Below are 24,222 nucleotides of genomic sequence, written 5' to 3'. Positions count from 1 at the left end.
CCATGTGGATTGAACGGCTGGACGCCAGTCATGCGCTGGCTTATCGAGAGTTGATGCTCGAAGCCTATGACCTGCATCCGCAAGCGTTCACCTCCAGTGTGCGCGAGCGCGCGGCGATGCCGTTGAGCTGGTGGGAAGGGCGGTTGACCGGCAAGCTGGATGTGGTGTTCGGGGCGTTTGAGGGCGGCAAGTTGGCCGGCATTGTTGGTCTCGCCTTCGAACCGCGGGAAAAAGCCCGGCACAAGGCGACGCTGTTTGGCATGTACGTGTCCGGCAGGGTCCGCCAGCGCGGGCTGGGGTATCAACTGGTGCAGGCGGCATTGGCCGAGGCGCAGCAGCATCCGGCGCTCAAGGTGATTCAACTGACCGTCACCGCCGGTAATGAAGCGGCGTTCAACCTGTATCAACGCTGCGGCTTCATCCAGTTCGGTCTGGAACCGCTGGCGGTGCGGGTGGGCGAGGACTACTTCGACAAAATCCACATGTGGCGCGAGATCTGAAGCGCACCGATATCCCTGTGTGAGCGAGCTTGCTCGCTATAGCGGTGTCAGCCACATAGATGCTGAATGATGGATAGATATCGCGAGCAAGCTCGTTCCCACAGTTGGAATGTGTTGGTTTAACGAACGGCGCTGACACCATCGAGTGTCGAGAACGACGTATCTTTCGCCGTCAGCAAGAAATCGCGCATGTACGGCGCATCCAGCATGTCCGCGCGTATCCCTGCATACAACGTCGCAAACAAACCCTTTTCACCCAGCCGCTTGGCCTTCACATAACCCCGCGAACTGTATTCATGCAGCGCCCAATGCGGCATGCCGCACACGCCGCGTCCGCTGGCCACCAATTGCATCATCATCACCGACAGTTCCGAGGTACGGACCTGCGCCGGTTCGATGTCGGCCGGTTCGAGGAAGCGGGTGAAGATGTCCAGCCGGTCACGTTCCACCGGGTAGGTGATCAAGGTCTCCGTGAGCAAATCTTCCGGCACGATGTAGGCCTTGCTCGCCAAGGGATGCTGGTTAGCCACCGCCAACATGGCTTCATAAGTGAACAACGGCACATAGGTGATGCCGGCGATGTCCAGCGGGTCGGAGGTCACCACCAGGTCCAGATCACCGCGAGCCAGCGCGGGCAGCGGCGCAAAGGCGAAGCCCGACGCCAGGTCCAGTTCGACTTCCGGCCACGCGTCGCGGAACTGGTCGATGGTCGGCATCAGCCACTGGAAGCAACTGTGGCACTCGATCGCCATGTGCAAGCGCCCGGCTGTCCCACCGGCCAAACGTGCGATGTCACGCTCGGCGCCACGCAGCAGCGGCAGGGTGGCGTCCGCCAGTTGCAGCAGGCGCAAACCGGCGCTGGTGAAGCGCACCGGTTTGGTCTTGCGCACGAACAGCGGCATGCCCAGGCGCTCCTCCAGTTCCTTGAACTGGTGGGACAGGGCCGATTGCGTCAGGTGCAAACGGTCAGCGGCATCGACGAGGCTGTCGGCTTCGCGCAACGCGTGCAAGGTCTTGAGGTGGCGGATTTCAAGCACCGGATGGCTCCATGAGTAAAACTTGTGATCAACACGAAAAGGTTGAGTTTGTCTCATGTTGGGTTGGCTGTCGACAATAGCGCCATGTTTTACAGCATCCTTTATAGAGAGAATTCACCATGGCGCTGGCTCACACACTCGGTTTCCCACGCATCGGCGCGGACCGCGAACTGAAAAAAGCCCTCGAATCCTATTGGAAGGGCGACCTCGACCAGGACGCGCTGAACAGTGTCGGCCGCCAATTGCGCGCCACCCACTGGCAACTGCAGAAAGACGCCGGCATCGACCTGCTGCCGGTCGGCGACTTCGCCTGGTACGACCAGGTGTTGACCCATTCCCTGACTTTCGGCGTGATCCCCGAGCGTTTCGACAACGCCAGGGATGCCAGCGGCCAACCGACCCTGGACACCCTGTTCGCCATGGCCCGAGGCGCCACCGCGAGCTGCTGCGGCGGCGAACATGGCTCCGAACAATACGCTCAGGAACTGACCAAGTGGTTCGACACCAACTACCATTACCTGGTCCCGGAATTCACCGCAGATCAATCGTTCACGCTGAGCTGGGAACAGCTATTCGAGGAAGTGGAGGAGGCCAGGGTTCTCGGTCACAACGTCAAACCGGTGATCATCGGCCCGCTGACTTACCTGTGGCTGGGCAAAGCCAAAGGCAAAGACTTTGACAAACTCGACCTGCTCGAACGCCTGTTGCCGGTGTACAACGAAATCCTTGGTCGCCTCGCTGCCCAAGGCGTGGAATGGGTGCAGATCGACGAACCGATCCTGACCCTAGACCTGCCGCAGGCCTGGAAAAACGCCTTCGAGCGCGCTTATCACATCCTTCAATACTCGCCGCTGAAAAAACTGGTGGCGACCTACTTCAGCGGTCTGGAAGACAACCTGGGCCTGGCCGTCGGCTTGCCGGTACACGGCCTGCACATCGACGCGGTGCGCGCGCCGGATCAACTCGCTCAGGTGCTGGATCGCCTGCCGACCTACAAGATTCTCTCGGTGGGACTGGTCAACGGTCGAAACGTCTGGCGCTGTGAACTTGAGCACGTGCTCGCGCAATTGCAACCGGCTCAGGAGCGTTTTGGCGACAACCTGTGGGTCAGCAGTTCCTGTTCATTGCTGCACAGCCCGGTGGATCTGGAACGCGAAGACAAACTCGACCCGGAACTGAAAAGCTGGCTGGCCTTTGCCGTGCAGAAGTGTGGCGAAATCGCCGTGCTGCGCGATGCGCTTAACGATCCGCAATCACCCAAAGTACACACCGCACTGGCCCAAAGCCGAGCGATTCAAGCCAGCCGTGCCGAGTCGCCGCGTATCCATAAAACCGCGGTGCAGGCGCGCATCAACGCCATCGGTGCAGCGGACAGCCAACGTCATTCGCCGTTTGCCCAGCGCATCGAACAGCAACGCGCTTGCCTGAAATTACCGGCCTTCCCGACCACCACCATCGGCTCGTTCCCGCAGACCGGGTCGATCCGTCTGGCGCGCCAGGCGTTCAAGCAAGGCAAGCTGTCGGCCAACGATTACACCGACGCCATGCACAGCGAAATCCGCCACGCCGTGCAAATCCAGGAGCGCCTGGGCCTGGACGTGCTGGTCCACGGCGAAGCCGAACGCAACGACATGGTCGAATACTTTGCCGAGCAACTGGACGGCTACCTGTTCACCCGTTTCGGCTGGGTGCAGAGCTACGGTTCGCGTTGCGTCAAACCGTCGATCATCTACGGCGACATCAGCCGTCCGAAAGCCATGACCGTCGACTGGATCACCTATGCGCAGGGGCTGACCAACAAGGTCATGAAAGGCATGCTCACCGGTCCCGTGACCATGCTGATGTGGTCGTTCCCCCGTGAAGACGTGTCGCGCAAAGTCCAGGCGCAACAATTGGCGCTGGCCCTGCGTGACGAAGTGGTGGACCTGGAAAACGCCGGCATCAAGATCGTGCAGATCGACGAAGCCGCGTTCCGCGAAGGCTTGCCGCTGCGCCGGGCGCAATGGCAGCAATACCTCGATTGGGCGGTGCATGCCTTCCGCTTGAGCGCATCCGGCGTGCGTGACGAAACCCAGATCCACACCCACATGTGCTACAGCGAATTCAACGATGTGATCGAGTCCATCGCGGCGATGGATGCCGATGTGATCACCATCGAAACCTCGCGTTCGGACATGGAATTGATGGAAGCCTTCGAAGTGTTCGACTACCCGAACGACATCGGCCCGGGCGTCTACGACATCCACTCGCCACGGGTGCCGGACACGGCCGAGATGGTCAAGTTGATGAGCAAAGCCGTGAAGCGGATTCCGGCCGAACGCCTGTGGGTCAACCCCGATTGCGGATTGAAAACCCGAGCGTGGCCGGAGACCGAAGCGGCGTTGGTGAATATGGTGGCGGCGGCACGACAGCTGCGCAGCCGGTTGGCATAAAGGCCCAAAGCGGGAGCGGACAAACCGCTCCCGTTTTACGCTTTACAGCGGCTCGAAGTATTTCAGCGCCACTGATTTTTTGCCGATATCGGCGTAGGGAAGGGCCGCGTTGTCGGCGTGGGTCAAATACCGGTGCTCGGGCAGTTTCAAGTGGGCTTTCTCGAATTCGGCGAATGCCGGAGCGGGCTTGCTGTAGTGGAAGTGGGCGTACCACAGCACCTTGGGCGGCGTTGCCGTCAGGTCCCACACTTGGTACTCCTGCAAGTAATCGATCCTTGCGTCAGGGCGCTTGCCGAGATTTTTCATCGGTGCCGTTTTACGGACCTGCACCGCGTTTTGGCTGATCAGGTCGTCGAGTATGCCATCGGTAGGTTTTTGCGTACGTATCGACTGGCGGGTACGCATTTGGCGACCGGTCGCCGTGAGTTCAGTGGCCTTGTCGCGCAGTTGCTCAATGATGGAATTGTGCGGGGCAAGTTCTTCGATAGTGAGGGCGCGACGGTTCAGCTCGCTGGCCTCGCTGACCATCATGTGCTCCAGATCGACCCCAAGCATGTCCTGAGTCGCATAGGCTTGAACCCTGGCCTTGTAGGTTTCCTGGGATCGCAGGCGGGTATTGGCATCGTCGACCAAGGCCTGAAGGTTTCTTTGTGGAGCGCCAGACGCCTGTTTAGGCGGGTTCAGCAGGCGAGACTTGCCATTGGCGCCCAGTTCCCAGATTTCCTCGTGTCCGCCCCGTCCTGTCAGCGTGTATCGGTGCGTCTGGGTGGTCGACTCCCAGTGCTCCACCCCGATCAGCAAATGATCGTCTTCGGTGATGAACACCTTTTTACTGCGTTGCCCGCCGGGGGAAGAGGGTGCCGGCTGATCAATGTTCCTGCGCGCTCGTTCGGCCATTTTCTCGATACCCTCCAGCAGTGGGGCGACGGCCTCCAGGTGGAAGTGCTGCGGATAGCTCGCGGTCCAGGCATTCATGTCGCGGCGAAACTGCCCAAAAAGCTCTAAGCACTCTTGCAAGATCTGATTGCGTTGAACTCGGGTGGCGGTGACTTCCGGCAGGCTGTATTGGGTGAACAGGGCGCGATCGACTTTGACCCTTAGATTCTCGGCCTGACCTTGCAGATAGAACCAGGAAACATCCTGGGTCGTATCAAAGCGTTTGACGATTTCCAGCAAATGCCCGGTTCTCAAATAAAGCAGATTCATCTCGCTGAGCCGACTGTTCAGCATCATGACTTCAGCGCTTATTTGTGCCTTGTGGCTGCTGACCGATATGCGCTCATACCACAGGTTGAGATTGCGCATCGCAGCATCGACTTGATCCAGCTCGCGGACAAAGTCCACACGTAACTTGCGGATGTCTCGCAGCGTCTGGAAACGCTCACTGAGCGCGTTGTCCGGCAGTTCATCAAGGCGCTCGACAAGTGCGTCGATACTGTCTATCAGCGGGTTTGTCCGATGGTTGGCAAAGTACACCCGTTGCTTGTACCGGTCAGCGATCAACAAGGCGTCATGGCTCTGCATCTCCCGCAGCACGCGTTTTTTGTTGCCGTGAGTGAGGGGCGAGAGCTCAGCCAGCGTCTGATAGTGCCTGCTGGCCAATTCAATGTCGCCGATACACGCGGCTTCTGTCGCGGGTATCAGCGTCGGGCGATGAGCTTGGGTACTGGCGTTGTACGCTTCGATCAGAGCAGTGGTTCGCGGGACTTGGGTGTCGAATTTCGGGGCTAAGTCATCGGCGGCTTCGGTTAATTGGTGGTGGCGGCGAAAGGCATGATCGGCCCACCAGCGAGGCAGACGTGCGCGAATGGCCGCCGGCCAGAGCGGGTCCAGTCCGTCCGCCAGGTGCCCGAGTACTCCTCCGCCTCCCAGTCCGCCGCCCTCGAAGGTCACTCCGTAGACACCGAAGTAAGTGTCCCAATGGCCCGCCTCATCCAGGCCGATGGGTTGTTTATAGGTTTTTTGATGGGTGCCGGTCAGTCGCCAGTTGCGTGAATCCGTGCTGCGTTCAACCTCAAAGATGCGCCCCTGGCGAACGATAAAGTCGCCGTCTGCGTGCCGGTAAATGTTGCGGTACATCCCGTGGGTAGCCGGCTGCAAGCCGGCAAGAGAGATCGGCTTTTGGTAATCGTAACCGGCGAAGCGATTGAAGCCATGCCGCGCTTGGCGCCTTGATCTTCCTTGCAGCGCCCCCGCGCTTTTGCCCAATGCGTTGAGTTGGCGAAGCCGCGTCAGTGAACGGGCGCCCTTGGCTGACCGGGATCCTGCGGCCGCGCCCGGAAGGACGTCCATGGCGGCCTCGATCAGTGTCAGCAACACCGATTCGATCTCGGTCAGGCCATCGCCTACTTCCCCACGCAACAGGGCCGCGACAGCAAGGTTGGCGCTGTGCCAGGCATCGTAAAGAGCGATGCCCGTGCCGACAAAGGGCACCATGCTCAAGGCCATTTTCATGTAGTTGAACGCCCTTGGACCGCTGAGCGCGTAGCGTTCCAGGTACAACGCATCGTTGGAACGGGAGCTTGCGCGATGTGATTCGATCAGTCGTCCCATGTGCGCATTGAGCAAATGGGCCGACAGCGACGTGGTTTTCGGCCAGGGCAGCCCGATCCCGATCATCGCGTTGAAATGCTTGAGCACGGCCTGGTTGATGCGGCTTTCATGGGCTCTCACTGTGCCATGCAAGGCGCGTCCAGCCAGGTAACTCACCATCTCACTGCGCAGGCACGCATTGAACAAGGCCCGGCGAGCCGTCTCAATATCGTCGTAGCGACGCAGGCACTGGCCGTCGGGGCTGTCCGGCAGATACAGCAGGGTTATCCCGCTGACTTGCTCTTGAATGAACGTCACTCCCAACAACGTGGTGGGGCCCTCGTTTGGCGTGTCCTTGCCACCGGCGCTCAGGTACGCCGGCAACAGCACAATGCGCTTGCCTTCAACGTTCCAGGCCTGCGGGGTGTCGGCATCGATGGCGATGTTCAAAATCTGCCATTCGTGTTGATTGATCAGCTTTTGCAGGCGTGCGCAGGTCCCCTGCAATTGCAGCATCAGGCGCCAGGGCTCGATCAGGCATTCACGCCGGTGCTCTTTAACGAAAGCGGTCTCGCTGGCCGAGCCCGTGAAGGCGTCGCGAATCAGGTTTTCGTAGACTTGGGGCAGGTTCAGATCGGGCAGGGTCTTGCGTAGCCATGGCAAGTGGATACCGTTGGCCAGCGCCCGCCGCTCGGTTTCATCCGCGCTCGTGACTTCTACCCGCATGAAGCCCAGTCGCAGTGACAGCGGCTCCAGTTGCATCGAAGGCGTGTTGTCGATGTTGAGCTGGACGAGTTCTTCAAGTGACATTTTGCTGCGGGTTGCACTGGGGACCGCAACGAGTTTCTGCGGGGTTCCCGGGGCTGCGCCATCGGACAGTTGTTTTTGCAGCACCACCGAGTCGGGCAGATCAACCTGCACGGCAAAATGCCCGTGGAGCGAGAAGTCTTTGCGCAAACGGGCCTGCACATGTCGACGGGTGAACTCGTCACGGGGTGGCAGGGCGATTTCCAGCTGTTCGTGACTACGGCGCATTGCCAGAATGTAGCCCTCGAACAGCCCCCTGAGCTCAACACGTTCGGCTTCCGATAAATTGGCCAGCCAAGAGGGCAGCAAAGAAAAAAGGGTCGCGCTACGCCTTTGTTCCTGCAGGTGCAAGAAGGCCAGGTTCCTGGCGGCCAGCATCGGGACTTGCAAGGCGGCCAGCGTTATTTTGCGCAGCTTTTCCAGTTCATCCGCACGCTGTTGAGCCTGGGCTGCATCTGGAAATTGCTGACGTATGTGCGCTGCTTGCTCTTCGAAATGGCTCGTTTGTTTATTGAGGCTGTAGTGCAGTGGGTCGGTCTCGATTTTGCTCATTTTCAAGGCCAGAACCGGGTCCCCGTCCTGAATCTTGAACACCTGCCGTTCAAGTTCTGCGCAGTTGGCGAACCGCTGCAAACCGCCGCCGGCGCCGGGCCAGTACAGCAACAGACTGTGCGCCGATGCGGCATCGAGCGGCGCTCGGGAGATGACGAAAGGGCCGATGAGAGCTTCGGTTTTGACGGTGTTTGCCTCCGTCATTGACAGCGTCAAACTGGCGACGGTAACGGCCGAGTCACGATCCGCCGCGAGCGGCGAGTCCAACACCGCTTCAAGCAGGCTGAATTCATCGCTGTCGAGCTGTTTGAGCGCCAGTTGAAGCTGGCCCTCGGCATGCAGGCCATCCTTGTGCGCCTGATAGAGCGCGCTGAACTCGCGGTTGATGGTCACGAAGTCGAAGGTGCGCGCTCTGTAAAGCAGGGTGGACGCGGCCGTATCGGCGACTTGCTCTGCCGTCTCCAGTGTCTTCAATGCCTCGTTGAATGCTTGTTGACGGTCGCTTTCGAGTTCATCGCCCAGCAACGTCTCGAGTGCGTCGCGCTGCCGGTTCAGCGAGGCCTGGCGCTGAGGCCGGGGGATATCGGTAAACAGGCTGCCGAACAGCGACGGATCGTCCTCCCCAAACGGGTTGCCTGGCAGCAGGGTTTCAAGGTCTGGAGGCAAAGCGAAAACGACGGCATTCTCGTACTGCGGGTGTAGCAGCTGCTCAGTGATGCCGACGGTCAGAGGCTGATCTTTCGCGCCGTATTCAAAACGCACTTGATCATCAGGCAGGCCCTGCGGGACGAGAGATTGTTCAGACAACCAGTCTTCCATGTCACTGCGCTGATTGAAGACCTGAATGGGAACAGCCCGGCTTGGCAAATACAGCCACTGCGTGACGGGTGGGCGTTCGCCCACACTGATGACCCAGGCCGCCGGGAGTTTCAGGGTGCCGCTGTCGCTCAGTATCAGGGTCAACTGCTCGATGTGGAGGGGTTGATCGTTCAGGCGCAGACCGGAATCGGGAGGGGAAGGGATCAACGATAGCGTCAGCAACTGCTCAGCCGTAAGGGTTCGGCGCGCGAAGGCCACTTGGGCGCAGGCCTCGAAATGGTTGCGGTACAACTGACTCGCCCGCTGGCGTCGCGACACCGGCGTGCCGGGCGCCCGGGCGTCCCAATAGGCCGTCCAGCGTTGGTTGATCGATGGATCCTGACGGTGGTTTCTCAGTGGTGCAGCGGCAAACAACGCTTGCAAGCCCAGGCTACTATCGCGCCAGCGTGCCGTAGCGCTGAGTAACAGGCTTTCATCGGGGTTGTTCTTCAGGGGCGGATGGGCCGCCATCGTGATTGGCGGGGAGACGGGCAGAGGACTGAACGCACTTTCTTTCATGACAACGTGGCTCTGTGCAGGGAGCGGCGGATCCGCTCTTGAAGAGCCCCATTAAAAGAAACTCGCCACTGTCCATGGCACTACATAGTTATCGCATTGACCATTGGGCGATATTCACGAAACTGTCACGCAACTGTGGCAGCGCGCTTGAACAAACTTCATCAGACTCGCGCTCTACTGTGGTTCTGCGTTTCGGTGTTTTTCATGCGTGCACGATTTTTATCAACAGCGGCCTGCCTGGCCGCGTTGTTGTTTGGCTTACCGTCCTTTGCGGCGTCTCGTTGCGATGTCAACGTAGCGACCGAACACGTCGATCTGGCGCAGGTGAGCCTGGCGTACCAGAGCATCGGCCGTACGTCGGACCCTGTGTTGTTGTTGGTGATGGGCCTGGGCGGGCAGTTGATTCACTGGCCGGACGAGGTAGTGGTTGCGTTGTGTCAGCAGGGTTTTCGGGTGATTCGTTACGACAATCGTGATGTCGGCCTCTCGACTTGGCGGCAAACCCCGGCCGACGCCAACCTGACTTTCGAGGCCTTGCGCTTCAAACTCGGCTTGCCGGTGTCGGCGCCGTACACCCTGACCGACATGGCCGACGATGCGCTGGGGTTGATGGACGCGTTGCACGTCGAACAATTCCACGTCTTGGGCGCGAGCATGGGCGGGATGATTGCCCAACACATGGCGGCAATGGCGCCGCAGCGGGTCGAGAGCCTGACCCTGATCATGACCAGTTCCGGGGCTGAAGGCTTGCCGGCGCCGAGTGCGGCGTTGGTGCAGTTGTTGTCGCGACGTGGCGCACCGAATCGCGAAGTGGCGCTGGAACAACAGGCCGATCTGCTCGCGGCGCTGGGCAGTCCTTCCGTGACGGATGACCGCGAAGCATTGCTGCATCAAGCGGCGCTGTCCTACGACCGGGCGTTCAACCCCGAAGGCGTGAAGCGCCAGATCATGGCGATCCTCGCCGAGCGCAGTCGTGTGGATTTGCTCAACCACTTGCGCGTGCCGACGCTGGTGGTGCACGGCACGGCTGATCCGTTGTTACCGGTGATGCATGGCGTGCATCTGGCGGCGCACATTCGTGGCAGTCAACTGGTGCTGATTCCGGGGTTGGCGCATCGCTTCCAGGAAGCGTTCAAGGCACCGCTGCTGGCGGCGGTGCTGCCGTACTTGCAGACCCACCGCGAAGACACTTCGCATTGGGCGCAGATTGATCCGGTGCCGTCGCCAAATCTTCTGTAACCCCAATCCATCTGTTGGACAAAAACCCTGTGGCGAGGGAGCTTGCTCCCGCTGGGCTGCGAAGCAGCCCCAAACCTGCGTACGCGGAGTCTCAGAAAGTCCGCATTCACCGGTTTACGACTGCTGCGCAGCCGAGCGGGAGCAAGCTCCCTCGCCACAAAGGCTCCCCAGTCACGACAGATTCGGGGTTAGGTCGGGACGACGTTATCCAGCATCAGGTTCACCGCCAGTTCACCCAACATGACGGAGTTCTGAATACCGAGCACGGTGTTGCGCTGGGTGCCGTCAACCGTTGCGGCGTAGTTGCTCAACATCACACTCGCTGACGCCAGGGATTCGCAGGCGTTGACCAGCAGGGTTTCGTGATCGGTGTCGGGGGCGATGAAGTAGATGGTGCTGGGTTTGCGTGGGGTGTCTTTGGGGATGACCGGTTTGAGGTAGTAATCGAGGGCGCGGTCGGCGGCTTTGTTGAGTTTTTTCGACTCTGGGGTTTCGTAGGGGGAAACGTCGTCGGTTTCCGGTGGATTCGGCGTAACTTTGAACATTTGATCGTTGTCCTGTTAGTAGAGCTGCAACCTGTCACGCTACTAAACGGATGGGTGGCAGCTGTGCGCAAGTTAGTAGACCGGCCAACGGTCAAAACCGGCGCGCCCGAGGGCGCCATGCGCACAGCCACCATCAAGTGCAGGTGAATGCCTGACTGGATGACACTTGTACGACCGTTAAGAAAAGCCGGGCTACTAAACCCGATCACTGGAAATCAGTGACAGGACCAAGTTACCGACGGCCCTCCAGGCGCACAAGCCGGCGGATTCTGACGTGGTTGTAGGCGACGGCGCAAGACGCTGTAGCTTTCCGGAAGTAACCTTAAACAGAACTAAACACGCCCCCAAAAACACCGCAGATCTAGTGTGGGAGCGGGCTTGCCCGCGATGGCGGCGTGTCAGTCACCACACCTGTTGGCAGGAAGACCGTCATCGCGGGCAAGCCCGGCTCCTACAGGATCCCGTCTTTCCGGTGTATCGTTCGAACTTTCCCGCGCGATCCAGCCAGCGAGGTGTGTGATGAGTACCCCTTTGAAAATCGATTTCGTCAGCGACGTGTCCTGCCCCTGGTGCGTTGTCGGCTTGTACGGCCTGACCCGGGCGCTGGAGATTCTGCGCGATGAGGTCCAGGCCGAGATCCGCTTCCAGCCGTTCGAACTGAACCCGAAGATGGGTCCCGAAGGGCAGAACATCACCGAACACATCACCGAAAAATACGGCTCGACGCCCGAGCAGTCCCAGAAGAACCGCGAAATGATCCGCGCCCGTGGCGCCGAGGTCGGGTTTGCGTTTCGCACCGATGGCAACAGCCGCATCTACAACACCTTTGATGCGCACCGGCTGCTGTTTTGGGCAGGGCTGGAAGGCTTGCAGTTCAATTTGAAGGAGGCGCTGTTCAAGGCGTATTTCACCGACGGCGGCAACCCGTCCGATCACGGGCAGTTGGCGCAGATTGCTGAAAGCGTGGGGCTCAATCGACAGCGGGCCGAGGCGATTCTGGCGTCGGATGAGTACGCCAAAGAGGTGGTTGAGGAAGAACAGCTATGGCTGTCCCGTGGCGTGAGCTCGGTGCCGACAGTGGTGTTCAACGGGCAGTACGCGGTGAGTGGCGGGCAGCCGGTCGAGACGTTTGTTGGCGCGATTCGGCAGATCATGAGTGAAGCGAAGGGCGGCACCGTGAGCTGATAACTGTGGGAGCGAGCCTGCTCGCGATAGCGCAGTGTCAGTCGAAATCAATGTTGAATGACAGAACGCTATCGCGAGCTCGCTCCCACAGGGGGGCGTGTGGTGCCGAGACTAACGGACGATTTTGTCAACGTGGATACCGAGTTTTTTCAGCCGATACCAGAAGCTGCGCTCGGAGATTCCGATCAATTGTGCCGCTGCCGCCTGTACGCCATTGCTCTGCGCCAACGCGGCCAGAATGTAGGATTTCTCCACTTGCGCCAGCGCCGCTTCCAGGTCCGCCGGCACGCTGCCCTCCGCGACCAGTGCGCCACCCTCAACCGGCCGTGACGCAAACAGATACGCCGGTAAATCATCTTCTTCAATCACCGCCGCGGACGCGACGATGGTCGCGCGCTCCACGCAGTTTTGCAGCTCACGGATATTCCCCGGCCATGAATAATTGGCCATCGCCTGCAACGCCTCGGCGCTGAAACCGGTGATGCGTTTGCCCGCCGTGGCCCCCAGCGTATGGGCAAAATGCCGAGCCAGTGGCGCGATGTCTTCGGCCCGCTCGCGCAGCGCCGGCAACGGGATCGGGAACACATTGAGACGGTAGTAGAGGTCTTCGCGAAACTCCTTGTTGGCCACCGCCTCCAGCAAGTTCTTATTGGTCGCTGCGATCACCCGCACATCCACCTTGCGCTCGCGTGGATCGCCCACCGGTTCGATCACCCGTTCCTGCAACGCCCGCAGGATCTTTGCCTGCAAGGCCAGCGGCATCTCACCGATTTCATCGAGAAACAATGTGCCCTTGTCCGCCTGCATAAAACGCCCGACGCGATCAGCCACCGCGCCGGTAAACGCGCCTTTGCGGTGGCCGAACATTTCGCTTTCCAGTAAGCCTTCAGGGATTGCCGCGCAGTTCACCGCAATAAACGGTTTGTCAGCGCGATTGCCGTGTTTGTGGATGGCCCGGGCGACCATTTCCTTGCCGGTGCCGCTCTCACCGGTCAGCAGGATCGTGGCGTTGCTTTCGCGCACGGAGTCGATGGCGTGCAGCACCCGGCGAAAGCTCGGGCTGTCGCCGATCAGGTTGTCGATCTGCTGGTGTTCGTCGAGCTCGGCGCGCATGCGCTGGTTGTCTTTGAGGATGTCGCGAAACTGCAGGGCCTTGTTGACGGTGATGTCCAGTTCGTCGATGTCGAACGGTTTGGCGATGTAGTCGTAAGCGCCGTCGCGCATCGACTGCACGGCGTTTTTCACCGTGCTGTAGGCGGTCATGACGATCACCGGCAAGTGCGGGTACCGGGTTTTGATTTCCGCGAGCAATTGCGGGCCGTCCATCCCGGGCATGCGCCAGTCGCTGATGACCAGGTCAATGTCCTCGGCCTCCAGCACTTTGAGTGCGTGCAGGCCATTGCCGGCGGTGAACACCTGAATGCCGCTCTGACTCAAGGCCGATGCCAGCAGGTCGCACAGCTTGGGTTCGTCGTCGACCACCAGTACGTTATGTGTCATCACTGCCCCTGTCGAAGTGTTCACCGTTGGCCGGAATGTACAAGGTGAAGGTGGCGCCGGCCTCTTTTTCACTGACGCATTCGATGCGCCCGTCGTGACTTTCCATGATCGAGAAAACCTTGGCCAGACCCAGCCCGGTACCGGAAGCCTTGGTGGTGACGAACGGCGTGAAGATCCGCTCGAGCATGTCCGGGGCGATGCCCTGGCCAGTGTCGCTGATACGAATAACGGTGTAGTGCTGTTCGCTGCTGATCCCGACGGTCAGGCGCCCGCCCTCGGGCATGGCGTCGATGGCGTTGACCACCAGGTTCAGCCCGGCCTGCTTGAGTTGCCGCGCGTCGGCAAAGAGAGTCGCTGCCGGCGCCCGGTCCTCGATGACCACTTCGATATTGTGGCTGGCCAGTTCCGGCGCGCAGAAGCCGATTAACTCGTCCACCAGCGGGCGCGCCAGTTGGGTCGAACGCATCGGCGCGTTGGGCTTGGCGAAGTCGAGGAAGTCGGTGATCAGGTCATTGATCCGGCTGACTTCGCTGACCACGTATTCCAGGTGCCGTTTGTCGGTCTCGGGCAGATCGGCGCGCCGGTGCAGCAATTGCGTGGCGGTTTTGATGATGCCCAGCGGGTTGCGGATTTCATGGGCCAGACCCATCGCTACTTCGCCCAGCGCATGCAGACGGTCGCGACGGCGCAGCTGTGATTCCAGGTGTTGCAATTCGCCCAGACGTTCGCTCATGTGGTTGAAGGTGCTGCTCAGTTCCGCCAGCTCGTCGCCGCCGGTGACGGTCAAACGCTGGCGGTAATCGCCAGTGATCACCGCTTGCACGCCTTTTGAGAGCCCGCGCAACGGCTGGGTCAGGCGCTGCGAAACCAGCCAGCCGACCGCCAGAGATGCCACCGAGCTGAGCAGGAAAATCAGGATGAACAGGTTGCTCTGGTTCACCAGCCCGACCAGGCTGGTGTGGCGCAGCAGGCCGCTGAAGATCACGCCTTGCAGCTCGCCGTTTTCATTGAAAATCGGCTGGTAAATGCCGCTGTAGCGGTTGGTGAATTGTTCGATCGGTTGTTTGGTGGTGCGCAGGATCTGTTCGATTTTCTCCGGCACGGTCGCTGGATGGTCTTCGAAGCGCTGGGTGGAGAAGATCTCCAAAAAGTCATCGGCCTTGGCCAGGTACAGGCGCAAATCGAGGGAATGCACATCGGCCACGCTGGTAAGGAAGCTGCTGTCGAGGTACGTCGCCACCACCAGTTTGTAGTCAGCGCCGTCCTGCTCGGTCTCGAAGGTCGACACCACCGTGCCGGTCGCCACGCCGCCGACTTGCAGGGTTTGCAGTACGGCTTTGGGCTCGGTGCTGATTTGCCGGACGATGTCGTCGGCGACGGTGCTGAACACCACTTTGTGATCGCTGTTACGCACCAGCGCCACCACGTCGATGCCCATGGAATCTGCAATGTCGGTGGTGAGTTTGTCGTGCCTGGTCGACAGCCGATCCGTGGGCGGGCGCGTATAACGCAGGAACAACTGTGCGGCCCGGGCGTTATCCCGCAGGATTTCACTGATTTCGTCTTCGACAATTTTGGTCGATTCCTGCAGCCAGATCCTCACGTTGCTGTCAAAAATCTGCGACAGGGTGGTGGCCGCCAGTTCAGCGGCGATCATGGTCGGGATCACGCTGACCAACCAGAAGGCGAGCACCAGTTTGCGCTGCAGGCTCCAGCCGGAGAGGGCGAACGGTCGGGCGGTGACGGGTGATTCTTGGGTCATTGGGTTTCGCTTATCGCAGCGGGTCCGATCGGATAAACCGTCTCAATACAGTAGCCGACTTCGCCCTGTAGCAGCAGGTTTCGCCAATTGCTACAGGTCGTGTTCAGGCCAGTTGGCGGTAGTCCAGGCGCACGGGTTGCGGGGCGTAGCCTTGTTGCATGAAGCGGTGCTGGATGAAGTCTGCGCTCAGCTCGACCACGCGGCGGTATTGCAGGTCGACGGTGATCATGTGATAGCAATCGTCGAGCAAGACTTTCACCACCGGCCCACCGAGTTTTCGTTCCACGTAATCGGCGTTCCAGGCGCTGGTGATGTCGTCTTCCTTTGAGTGCAGCACCAGTGCCTGAGTGGTGATCTGCGGCATGCGTTTTTTCACCGCCGCTACCAGCCGATGCAGTTCGCGAACGCTGACCCCGGACATGGTCAGCAGCCCGGCATTGCTGCTTTCACCGGCCTTCATCTGCCGTTCGACAATCGCACGCAAACGTTCGTCCTTGATGCCGAACGGTGATTTTTCGTTGAAACGGCACAAGTGCACGCCGTACGGAATCGACATCACCAGGCTGCTTAATTTCGCCACCCAGGGCATGTTCCAGCCGTCGTAGCGCAGGGTCGTCGAGTACAGCAACAACCCTTCGATCTGCCCCGGATGTTCGGCGGCCAGGTACATCGACAACACCGCACCCATCGACAAACCGCCGACGAACACATGTTTGTGTTTGCGCCGCACGCCCACGAACGTATTGCGCGCACTTTCGTACCAGTCGCGCCAACCGGTGGCTTGCAGGTCGGCGTTGTTCCCGCAATGGCCGGCCAGGGTCGGCACATACACCGTGCACCCGGCCTTGGCCAGGCCCATGGCCACCCGACGTAACTCGGTCGGGGTGCCGGTGAGGCCGTGGATCAACAACACCGCGACGTCCCCTGAGCCGAGAACGAACCCGGCGCTGCCTTCGCCCATGTCGATTTGCACGTCGTCTACAAAAGCCGCGTTCATCGTTTCATGGCCCGGTGCAGCAAGCGATCGAGCAGGGCGATGCCGAGGTCGATTTCCGGGTAGCTGATTTCCAGCGACGGTGCGAGGGTGATCACGTTTTTGTAATAGCCGCCCACATCGAGGATCAGGCCGAGGCGTTTGCCGTCGATTTCGATGTCGCCTTTCATGCCTTCGTCGACCATGAAATCCAGAGTCGCCTTGTCCGGCGTGAAGCCGTCCGGGCCGCAGATTTCGCAGCGCAGGGCCAGGCCCAGACCGTCGACGTCGCCGATGATCGGGTAACGTTTCTGCAAGTCTTTCAAGCCTTCGAGGAAGTACTTGCCCTTGTTCATGACCATGGCGCCGTAGTCGACTTCGCTGGTCATCTTGAACATTTCCAGGCCCACCGCCGTGCCCAGCGGGTTGGAGGCGAAGGTGGAGTGAGTCGAGCCTGGCGGGAAGATTTTCGGGTTGATCAACTCTTCCCTGGCCCAGATGCCGCCCAGCGGATTGAGGCCGTTGGTCAAGGCTTTGCCGAAAACGATGACGTCCGGTTTGACGTCGAAGTGCTCGATCGACCACAGCTTGCCGGTGCGCCAGAAGCCCATCTGGATTTCGTCGACCACCATCAGGATGCCGTGCTGATCCAGCACATGCTTGAGTTCGCTGTAGAAGTTCATCGGCGGAATCACGTAGCCGCCGGTGCCCTGGATTGGTTCGACGTAGAACGCGGCGTATTCGCTCTGGCCGACTTTCGGGTCCCAGACGCCGTTGTACTCGGTCTCGAACAACCGGGCGAAATTCCGTACACATTGGCTGCCGTATTCTTCCTTGGTCATGCCTTTCGGGCCACGGAAGTGGTACGGGAACGGGATGAATTGCGCCCGCTCGCCGAAGTGGCCGTAGCGGCGACGATAGCGGTAGCTGGAGGTGATCGACGACGCACCGAGGGTTCGACCGTGGTAACCGCCCTCGAAGGCGAACATCAGGCTTTTGCCGTTGGTGGCGTTGCGCACGACCTTCAGCGAGTCCTCGATGGACTGCGAACCGCCGACGTTGAAGTGCACGCGACCGTCGAGGCCGAACTTCTTCCTGGCGTCGACAGCGATCATTTCCGAAAGCTCGATCTTGCCCTTGTGCAGGTACTGGCTGGCGATCTGCGGCAGGGTGTCGATCTGCTGTTTCAGCGCATTGTTCAGGCGCGGATTGGCGTAGCCGAAGTTAACCGCCGAGTACCACATTTGCAGGTCGAGGTAGGCCTGGTTTTCGGTGTCCCAGACGTACGAACCTTCGCAGCGGCTGAAAATACGCGGCGGGTCGATGTAGTGAACGGTGTCGCCGTACGAGCAGTATTTGGCTTCTTTATCCAGGAGGATCTGGTCTTCAGGGGTGGCGATTCGACTATCAGACATGGTGGAAGAGTTCCTGTGTTTCAGCGTTGAAAGTGTCTGTGTTGAAAGGGGTGGCGTTGGCCGCGCTGGCGTTGGGCAGCAGGGCGAGCAACTCGGGGAGTTGGGCGAAGCTGTCGAAGCGCGCGTGGGCGATGCCGTTGCGCTCGCAGTGCTCGGCCAGGCGATCCTTGGCGAACACGAAATCGGCGGTGGCGGCCACGCACATGTCGGACTGGCCATCGCCGATCACCAGCACGCGTTTAGTGCTGGGGGTGGATTTGCATTTGCAGTTGCCGGAAGCGGCGCGGCAGGCGTCGCTGGCGTGGGGGAAGTCGATGCGCCAGCTGTCGTGGTCGAGCTGGCGCAAGCGGTTGGCGAGGATCGGCAACAGGCTGACGTAATTGCGCGCCAGGATCCGGGCGATGCCTTGCTCGATGCCGTCGCTGACCACTTCGAACGAAGCACCGAGGCCGATGGCGTGGTCGACGAAGTCGGGGAAGTCCGGGTCGATCTCGATGGAGTCGAAGAACCCGAGCAGTTCACTGGGTGTGGCCTTGACCAGCGCGAGCTGGCGGCTTAGGCATTCACGGGAACCGATATTGCCGGCCAGCCACTCGTTTTCGATTGCTTCCCAACTCGGGTCGGCGAAGCGTTGGAGGATGCTGTCGATCACGTCGGTGCGGGTGATGGTCCCGTCGAAATCACACACGATATGCCAGTCAATCATCTGCGGTACCTATTGGACTTTGCGCGCTGTCTGCGCTTGCCAAGGGGATAGAGCAGGGACTGTGCCAACCTGTTTTGGCCCAGCAGGGCTAGGGTTTTTGCGGGAATGGAGGGCTGCGAAGCTACAATTTTTGTAGGTCGCTACAAACAACATGAGTGCTTGCGCGGGGGAGGCAAATCGAGGATTGATGCGCGCCTGTCCCGTACAAGGAATGGCCTCATGTCGAGGATCACTGTTGTTCTATTCGCCGCGCTGACGAGTCTGTCGGCCAGTGTTTCAGCGGCTGGCATTACCGGGGAGGCCGGGGCGGGTCTCAGCTATCAGCCACACGATCCGAGCGGCAGTCGCTACGAAGTCCGGCCGGTGCCGTACCTCGATCTGGACTGGGGCGATGTCAGCCTGAGCACGGATGACGGCCTGACCTGGAATGCGTTGAAGGCCAACGGCTTCAGCGCCGGGCCGTTCGTGAATTACCTGCCGGGACGGACTGCCAACGGTCATCTGCAAGGTTTGCACGACGTGCCGGACATGGGCGAAGTGGGTGGGTTTGTGCAGTACGCGCCGGCTGACTTCTGGCGGGTGTTTGCCTCGGTCGGGCAAGCGGTGGGCGCGCGGGGCGGGGTGTTGGGGCGGGTGGGGGGGGAGGTGGGTTATCCCGTGGGCGGCGGCGTGATAGGCAGCTCCAATGTGACGGCGCACTTCGCCACTGCCCGGCAGAATCAGGCGTTTTTTGGTGTCAGCGGGGAAGAGTCCTTGGCTTCCGGGATTCGGCCGTACAACGCAGGGGGCGGATTGCAGAATGTGGCGTTGACCCAGAGTTTTGAGTTTCCGCTGGCGCCGCACTGGTCGTTGCTGACCAGTGCGAGCTGGATACACCTGACCGGTTCGGCGGCGGACAGCAGCATCGTCAAACAGGTTGGGGATAACAATCAGGGCGAAGTGCAGGCGGCCATTGCCTACAAGTTCAACTGAAGGATTTGTATTGAGTTGACTGACGCCTTCGCGAGCAAGCCCGCTCCCACATTCGACCGAGTTTTTCCTGAATAAATGCGATCAAACTGTGGGAGCGGGCTTGCTCGCGAAGGCGTCTTCGAATTCGATGGAGATCTAGGTTTCTTCGCCCTCAGCCAGCAACGCAATCCCGCCAATAATCACCGCCACCCCCACCCAGTGCAGTCCGCTGATCTGCTCTCCCAACCCCAGCCACGATCCGAGCAAAACGCCGACAAACACCAATGAACTCAGCGGAAACGCCAGCGACAAACTGCTGCGCCTCAAAATCAGCATCCACACAAAAAACGCGCCGATACCGCAGCCCACGGCACTCAGGACGCCGGGGTCGACCACCACGGCCCGTAGCCACTGCACGGTAAACGTCATCTGCCCCAACTGATCGCCGCCGACCTTGGTCGCGACCTGTCCGGCACTTTCCAGAACAATCAGCAGCGCCCAGAGCATTACGGTGCCGAGTCGTCCGTGCAGCCAATCCATCGGTTTTGGCTCAAGCATGGCCGGCACACACCAGCATTACGCCCACTGTAATCACCAGCGTTGCCAGCCAGCGTCGGCGACTGACGGTTTCGCCCAGCACCACTTTTCCCGCCAGCACTACGCCGCAATAAGCCAGGGCTCCGGCCGGAAACAACAGGCTCAGCGGGGCTCGGGACAACGCTTCAAGCCAGACGAAAAATTCCAGCGCATAGGCGCCGATTCCACACCACAGCTGCGGCGCGTTGAACACTTGGCCCCAGAAGGCGTTCAGCCGGAAACCGCCTTCGAGTTCCGGTAAACGGTCCAGGCCGAGTTTGAAACAGAGTTGGCCGATGACGTCCAGCACGATGGAAAAGGCGACCAGCAGGATGACGGTGAAGGTCAGGTCGGGATCCAGGATAGGCATGGTCAGGATTCACCCTTGGCGGATCCTCCCGGTCACCGGGTTCATCGCACATGAAGACCGGCCGGGAGGGCTTTTGGGGCGAATGCAAGGGACGGGCCAGCCATCACGGCAGTGAGCCTGATGGAGAAGCCTTGCAGGAGTGAGCCTGCAAGGGAATTGTGGGTGTCAGGCGTGGAGGCGGACCCACACGCTGACGAGGATTGTCGCCGCGATCAGCCAGCCGACTGCCGCGACGGCGAGTGAAGCCTCCAACCGCATCCGGTCCACCATCACATACAACGTCGCCAGGTAAATGAAGTACGGAATGATCGACCACATGCCAAACACGATGGTGGTCTTCAAGTCCTCCACCGAACGCCCTTTGCCGACGATGAAATGCGCAATCAGCGCAAAGGTGGGGAACAACGGCACCAGCCCGGCAATGTAATAGTTTTTGGTCTTGGCCAGCGCGGCCAGAATCAGGACAACCGCCGCGCCCAGCGCCGCTTTCAGAATCAGGTCCATCAGTGGCTCAGCCCGTACTTTTTGACTTTGTCGAACAACGTGGTCTTGGCCATCCCCAGTTCAAGGCTGGCCTGGGTCAGGTTGCCGCCGCTGCGTTGCAAGGCGTCGCCAAGCAAGGTGCGTTCGAAGGCTTCCACTGCTTCAGCGAACACCAGTCCCTGATTGCTGCCACTGGCGCCGGTTTTCTTGAAGGCCGGCAAACCGAGGGCAAAGCGTTCAGCGACGTTGCGCAGTTCTCGCACATTGCCCGGCCAGTCGTGGCTCATCAGGTTCGACAGGGTCTGGTTATCCAGCTCCGGTAAGGCGCGATCGAAGCGCAGGGATGACTGCTGCAGAAAGTGCTCGAACAATTGCAGGATGTCTTCGCGACGTTCGCGCAACGGCGGCAGTTCCAGGGTCACCACGTTCAAGCGGTAATACAGGTCGCTGCGGAATTCGCCGGCCTTGCTGGTTTCGGCGAGGTCGGATTTGGTCGCTGCAATCACCCGGCAATCCACCGCCACGCTCTGGTTCGAGCCGAGGCGTTCGAGGGTGCGTTCCTGCAACACCCGCAGCAATTTTATTTGCAGTGGCAGGGGCATGCTTTCGACTTCGTCGAGGAACAGTGTGCCGCCGTCGGCGTGTTCGATTTTGCCGATTCGCCGCTTGCCGGCGCCGGTGAACGCGTTGGCCTCGTGACCGAAGATTTCGCTTTCGAACAGGTTTTCCGGCAAGCCGCCGCAGTTCAACGCGACGAATTGTTTGGTATGGCGGCGACTGAAGTCATGCAGGCAACGCGCGACCAGTTCCTTCCCGGTGCCGGTCTCGCCTTCGATCAACACATTGGCCGAGGTGTCGGCGACGTTGGCGATCAGTTCCCGCAGGTTCTGCATGGCCGGCGAGCGGCCGATGATCCGGCCTTCCAGCGAGTCGCGTTCGGCCAGTTGCCGGCGCAACGAAGTCACTTCACGGGCGAGGCTACGTTGTTCCAATGCACGGCGGGCGACATCCACCAAGCGTTCGGGGGAGAAGGGTTTCTCCATGAAGTCATAGGCGCCTTTCTGCATTGCGCCGACCGCCATGGAGATGTCTCCGTGACCGGTAATCAGCACCACCGGCAGGCTGCGGTCGCGGGCCTTGAGTCGGGTCAGCAGTTCCAGGCCGTCGATGCCGGGCAGGCGAATGTCGCTGATGACGATGCCGGCGAAGTTGTCGCCGACACGTTCCAGCGCTTCTTCGGCGCTGCCCACGCCGACGCAGGGAATGTCTTCCAGGGTCAGCGCCTGTTGGCAGCCGAGCAGCACATGAGGGTCGTCTTCGACGATCAGCACACTAAGGTCGTTGTTCATATGGGCTCGGCGGGTGTGGGGCTTACCAACGGTAAACTGAGGACGAAGGTGGTACCACCGCTGGCCGGGTGTTCGACACCCAATTGCCCGCCAGTGGCGGCGGCCAGGCTGGCGGACAGGGTCAAGCCCAGGCCCAGCCCCTGTTCGCCGGGTTTGGTGGTAAAGAACGGTTCGAAAAGGTGCTTGCGTGCTTCGGCGTCAATGCCGTGGCCGTTGTCGCGCACGCGCAGGCGATATTTGCCGTCAAGAACGTCGCCTTCCAGCCACAGTTCCGGCAGGGGCTGTGCCTGCATGGCGTCGAGGGCATTGCCGATCAGGTTGACCAGAATCTGTTCGAGGCGGGTCTGGTCGATCTGCACTTGTACATCTGTGAAATCGCGATGCAATTGCAGATGAACACTTTCCACCCGACCGGCCAGCAGTTGCAGGGCCGCATCCACCGCTTTGCCGAGGCAGGCCTGGCCTTTGTCGTCGCCACGACGGGCGAAGGAACGCAGGCTGGCGGTGATCCGGCCCATGCGGTCGATCAGTTCATTGATGGTTTTAAGGTTGGTGCTGGCAACATCCAGCTGACCGCGTTCCAGAAAGCGCACGGTGTTGCCGGACAAGGTGCGCAATGCCGCCAGCGGCTGGTTCAACTCATGGGCAATGCTGGTCGACATCTGACCGATGGCCGCGAGTTTGCCGGCCTGCACCAGTTCATCCTGGGCGCGGCGCAGCGTCTCTTCAGCTTGCCGGCGCTCGCGGATCTGTCCCTTGAGCCGCTCGTTGCTGGCGCGCAGGTCGGTGGTGCGTTCGGTAATCCGACGCTCCAGTTGATTGTTGGCTTCCTGCAAGGCTTCGCGGGCGGCGAGGCGGGTGGCGATGACCTTGCGCCGCTCGTTCCAGGCAATCAGCAGGAACGCCACGAGGGCAAACGCCACCGCCACCAGAATGCCTTGGTTGATCGCTTCGCGGCGCAAATCCTGAAGCGGCGTGAGCAGGGTGAAGTTCCATGGCGTATCGCTCAGGGGCCGGGTCTGGGCCAGGTAGCTGATGTCCTCTTCGTCGGACTCCACTTCGCTGTTGGCGGGGAAGGTCAGCTTCTCCACGCCCTCGGCCAGGGTTTCACGGGCCAGCGGTTGCAGCTCGTTCAGCGGAAACCAGTAGTACTGGAGACTGCGGGCGAGTTTTTCCTTGGTCTCGTCGCTCAGCGGCACGACTGACTTCAGGCGCCGCGCCGGATCGCTGGAGAGAATGATGATGCCGTTTTCGTCGCTGACGAACGCTTCGAGGCGCGCCCGCTGCCAGCGCTCTTCCATGGCTTCGAGGCGCACTTTGACCACCGCGACGCCGATGATCTTGCCGTGTTCTTCCAGGCCGTGGGCCAGGTAGTAACCGGGTTCGCCGTTGGTGCTGCCGATGCCGTAGAAACGACCCGGCTGGCCACGAACGGCATTTTGGAAATACGCGCGGAAGGACAGGTCTTCACCGAGGTAACTGTCGACATCGCGCCAGTTACTGGTGGCCATGACGCGACCGGTGGTGTCCATCACATAAATAGCCCGACTGCGGCTGCGCCGGTTCAGGCCTTCAAGGTAATCATTGACCGTTTGCCGGTGTTCCGGCGACGGGTCGGCCAGCAGTGTCGACACACTGGATTCGAGTTCCAGCAGGCTGGGCAGGTAGGTGTACTTGCTGATCTCGCTCTCGACGGCGCGTGCGTGCAGTTCGAGCTGACGCTGGCCGTTCTCGCTGAGGCTGCGAATGCCGTAGTGTTCACTGACCCAGAAGCCTGCGTAACCCAGTCCGATCATCAGGGCGATGATCAGCGGCGGCAGGAATAGATGACGAACCAGACGAGGTTTCACGGCAAGTGATGGCGGCGCGGCGCGATAGAGAGTGGGGTCGCATTTCATCACAGATGCCTTGGGTCAACCACAACACAAATC

The 24,222-nt window shown here is 60.4% G+C and carries 18 protein-coding genes; 5 read left to right on the top strand and 13 right to left on the bottom strand.

Annotation, left to right across the window (positions count from 1 at the left end; all coding sequences use genetic code 11):
- The first annotated feature begins 2 nt into the window (after positions 1–2).
- Complete coding sequence (locus tag NL116_RS25140; protein ID WP_494374510.1) at positions 3–500, top strand: GNAT family N-acetyltransferase; 498 nt, start codon at positions 3–5, stop codon at positions 498–500.
- Positions 501–619: 119 nt separating this feature from the next.
- On the opposite strand, the gene metR is transcribed toward NL116_RS25140, so the two are convergent.
- Complete coding sequence (gene metR, locus NL116_RS25135; RefSeq protein WP_494374509.1) at positions 620–1,537, bottom strand: transcriptional regulator MetR; 918 nt, start codon at positions 1,535–1,537, stop codon at positions 620–622.
- 119 nt (positions 1,538–1,656) lie between these two features.
- Between metR and metE the strand changes: the two genes are divergently transcribed.
- The gene (metE, locus tag NL116_RS25130) at positions 1,657–3,969 is read left to right on the top strand and encodes a 5-methyltetrahydropteroyltriglutamate--homocysteine S-methyltransferase (RefSeq protein WP_494374508.1); all 2,313 of its coding nucleotides are present in this window, start codon (positions 1,657–1,659) and stop codon (positions 3,967–3,969) included.
- Positions 3,970–4,011: 42 nt separating this feature from the next.
- On the opposite strand, the gene NL116_RS25125 is transcribed toward metE, so the two are convergent.
- Positions 4,012–9,237: a dermonecrotic toxin domain-containing protein gene (locus tag NL116_RS25125; protein ID WP_494374507.1), complete on the bottom strand. Its 5,226-nt coding sequence runs from the start codon at positions 9,235–9,237 to the stop codon at positions 4,012–4,014.
- A 204-nt stretch (positions 9,238–9,441) separates the two neighbouring features.
- On the opposite strand from NL116_RS25125, the gene NL116_RS25120 reads away from it, so the two are divergent.
- Positions 9,442–10,476 carry an alpha/beta fold hydrolase gene (locus NL116_RS25120; protein ID WP_494374506.1) on the top strand — a complete coding sequence of 345 codons (1,035 nt, stop codon included), beginning with the start codon at positions 9,442–9,444 and terminating at the stop codon, positions 10,474–10,476.
- 188 nt (positions 10,477–10,664) lie between these two features.
- Here the strand turns inward: NL116_RS25120 and NL116_RS25115 are convergent, their stop codons facing one another.
- Complete coding sequence (locus NL116_RS25115; protein ID WP_494374505.1) at positions 10,665–11,021, bottom strand: DUF6124 family protein; 357 nt, start codon at positions 11,019–11,021, stop codon at positions 10,665–10,667.
- Between the two features lie 519 nt (positions 11,022–11,540).
- Here NL116_RS25115 and NL116_RS25110 point away from each other — a divergent pair.
- Positions 11,541–12,206: a DsbA family oxidoreductase gene (locus tag NL116_RS25110; RefSeq protein WP_494374504.1), complete on the top strand. Its 666-nt coding sequence runs from the start codon at positions 11,541–11,543 to the stop codon at positions 12,204–12,206.
- 111 nt (positions 12,207–12,317) lie between these two features.
- Here the strand turns inward: NL116_RS25110 and NL116_RS25105 are convergent, their stop codons facing one another.
- The 5 genes from NL116_RS25105 to NL116_RS25085 all read right to left on the bottom strand — a co-directional run bounded on the left by NL116_RS25105 (position 12,318) and on the right by NL116_RS25085 (position 18,562).
- Entirely contained in the window at positions 12,318–13,706 is a 1,389-nt protein-coding gene (locus tag NL116_RS25105; protein WP_494374503.1) for a sigma-54-dependent transcriptional regulator, read from the bottom strand.
- A complete protein-coding gene (locus NL116_RS25100; protein WP_494374502.1) occupies positions 13,696–15,468 on the bottom strand; it encodes a sensor histidine kinase in 1,773 nt (590 codons plus the stop codon). The genes NL116_RS25105 and NL116_RS25100 overlap by 11 nt, the downstream gene beginning before the upstream one ends.
- Positions 15,469–15,571: 103 nt before the next feature.
- Complete coding sequence (locus tag NL116_RS25095; RefSeq protein WP_494374501.1) at positions 15,572–16,465, bottom strand: alpha/beta hydrolase; 894 nt, start codon at positions 16,463–16,465, stop codon at positions 15,572–15,574.
- Positions 16,462–17,856: an aspartate aminotransferase family protein gene (locus NL116_RS25090; RefSeq protein ID WP_494374500.1), complete on the bottom strand. Its 1,395-nt coding sequence runs from the start codon at positions 17,854–17,856 to the stop codon at positions 16,462–16,464. Before NL116_RS25090 ends, NL116_RS25095 begins: the two co-directional genes overlap by 4 nt.
- Positions 17,849–18,562, bottom strand: coding sequence for an MtnX-like HAD-IB family phosphatase (locus tag NL116_RS25085; RefSeq protein ID WP_494374499.1), 714 nt, complete (start codon positions 18,560–18,562; stop codon positions 17,849–17,851). Before NL116_RS25085 ends, NL116_RS25090 begins: the two co-directional genes overlap by 8 nt.
- A gap of 219 nt (positions 18,563–18,781) precedes the next feature.
- On the opposite strand from NL116_RS25085, the gene NL116_RS25080 reads away from it, so the two are divergent.
- Positions 18,782–19,534: a MipA/OmpV family protein gene (locus NL116_RS25080; protein ID WP_494374498.1), complete on the top strand. Its 753-nt coding sequence runs from the start codon at positions 18,782–18,784 to the stop codon at positions 19,532–19,534.
- 135 nt (positions 19,535–19,669) lie between these two features.
- Here the strand turns inward: NL116_RS25080 and NL116_RS25075 are convergent, their stop codons facing one another.
- From NL116_RS25075 to aauS, 5 genes are all read right to left on the bottom strand, one after another.
- Positions 19,670–20,071 carry a DMT family transporter gene (locus NL116_RS25075; RefSeq protein WP_494374497.1) on the bottom strand — a complete coding sequence of 134 codons (402 nt, stop codon included), beginning with the start codon at positions 20,069–20,071 and terminating at the stop codon, positions 19,670–19,672.
- The gene (locus NL116_RS25070; protein WP_494378130.1) at positions 20,064–20,438 is read right to left on the bottom strand and encodes a DMT family transporter; all 375 of its coding nucleotides are present in this window, start codon (positions 20,436–20,438) and stop codon (positions 20,064–20,066) included. Before NL116_RS25070 ends, NL116_RS25075 begins: the two co-directional genes overlap by 8 nt.
- 186 nt (positions 20,439–20,624) lie before the next feature.
- On the bottom strand, positions 20,625–20,954 hold the full coding sequence (locus tag NL116_RS25065) for a GlpM family protein (RefSeq protein ID WP_494378129.1): 330 nt from the start codon (positions 20,952–20,954) through the stop codon (positions 20,625–20,627).
- 8 nt (positions 20,955–20,962) lie between these two features.
- Positions 20,963–22,291, bottom strand: a complete 1,329-nt coding sequence (gene aauR / locus NL116_RS25060) for a two-component response regulator AauR (RefSeq protein WP_494374496.1) — start codon at positions 22,289–22,291, stop codon at positions 20,963–20,965.
- Positions 22,288–24,189, bottom strand: a complete 1,902-nt coding sequence (gene aauS, locus NL116_RS25055; RefSeq protein WP_494374495.1) for a two-component sensor histidine kinase AauS — start codon at positions 24,187–24,189, stop codon at positions 22,288–22,290. The genes aauR and aauS overlap by 4 nt, the downstream gene beginning before the upstream one ends.
- Positions 24,190–24,222 lie beyond the last annotated feature (33 nt).

The sequence above is a fragment of the Pseudomonas sp. FBCC-B1667 genome (assembly GCF_059133255.1).
This window is presented reverse-complemented; position numbering and strand designations above follow the sequence as displayed.

Bases quoted from the DNA above. Each gene is read 5' to 3' on its own strand.
- aauR (WP_494374496.1), bottom strand. From the start codon at position 22,291: ATGAACAACGACCTTAGTGTGCTGATCGTCGAAGACGACCCTCATGTG.
- NL116_RS25080 (WP_494374498.1), top strand. From the start codon at position 18,782: ATGTCGAGGATCACTGTTGTTCTATTCGCCGCGCTGACGAGTCTGTCG.
- metE (WP_494374508.1), top strand. From the start codon at position 1,657: ATGGCGCTGGCTCACACACTCGGTTTCCCACGCATCGGCGCGGACCGC.
- NL116_RS25105 (WP_494374503.1), bottom strand. From the start codon at position 13,706: ATGACACATAACGTACTGGTGGTCGACGACGAACCCAAGCTGTGCGAC.
- NL116_RS25110 (WP_494374504.1), top strand. From the start codon at position 11,541: ATGAGTACCCCTTTGAAAATCGATTTCGTCAGCGACGTGTCCTGCCCC.
- NL116_RS25120 (WP_494374506.1), top strand. From the start codon at position 9,442: ATGCGTGCACGATTTTTATCAACAGCGGCCTGCCTGGCCGCGTTGTTG.
- NL116_RS25115 (WP_494374505.1), bottom strand. From the start codon at position 11,021: ATGTTCAAAGTTACGCCGAATCCACCGGAAACCGACGACGTTTCCCCC.
- NL116_RS25125 (WP_494374507.1), bottom strand. From the start codon at position 9,237: ATGAAAGAAAGTGCGTTCAGTCCTCTGCCCGTCTCCCCGCCAATCACG.
- NL116_RS25090 (WP_494374500.1), bottom strand. From the start codon at position 17,856: ATGTCTGATAGTCGAATCGCCACCCCTGAAGACCAGATCCTCCTGGAT.
- NL116_RS25100 (WP_494374502.1), bottom strand. From the start codon at position 15,468: ATGACCCAAGAATCACCCGTCACCGCCCGACCGTTCGCCCTCTCCGGC.
- NL116_RS25095 (WP_494374501.1), bottom strand. From the start codon at position 16,465: ATGAACGCGGCTTTTGTAGACGACGTGCAAATCGACATGGGCGAAGGC.
- NL116_RS25085 (WP_494374499.1), bottom strand. From the start codon at position 18,562: ATGATTGACTGGCATATCGTGTGTGATTTCGACGGGACCATCACCCGC.
- NL116_RS25140 (WP_494374510.1), top strand. From the start codon at position 3: ATGTGGATTGAACGGCTGGACGCCAGTCATGCGCTGGCTTATCGAGAG.
- aauS (WP_494374495.1), bottom strand. From the start codon at position 24,189: ATGAAATGCGACCCCACTCTCTATCGCGCCGCGCCGCCATCACTTGCC.
- NL116_RS25075 (WP_494374497.1), bottom strand. From the start codon at position 20,071: ATGCTTGAGCCAAAACCGATGGATTGGCTGCACGGACGACTCGGCACC.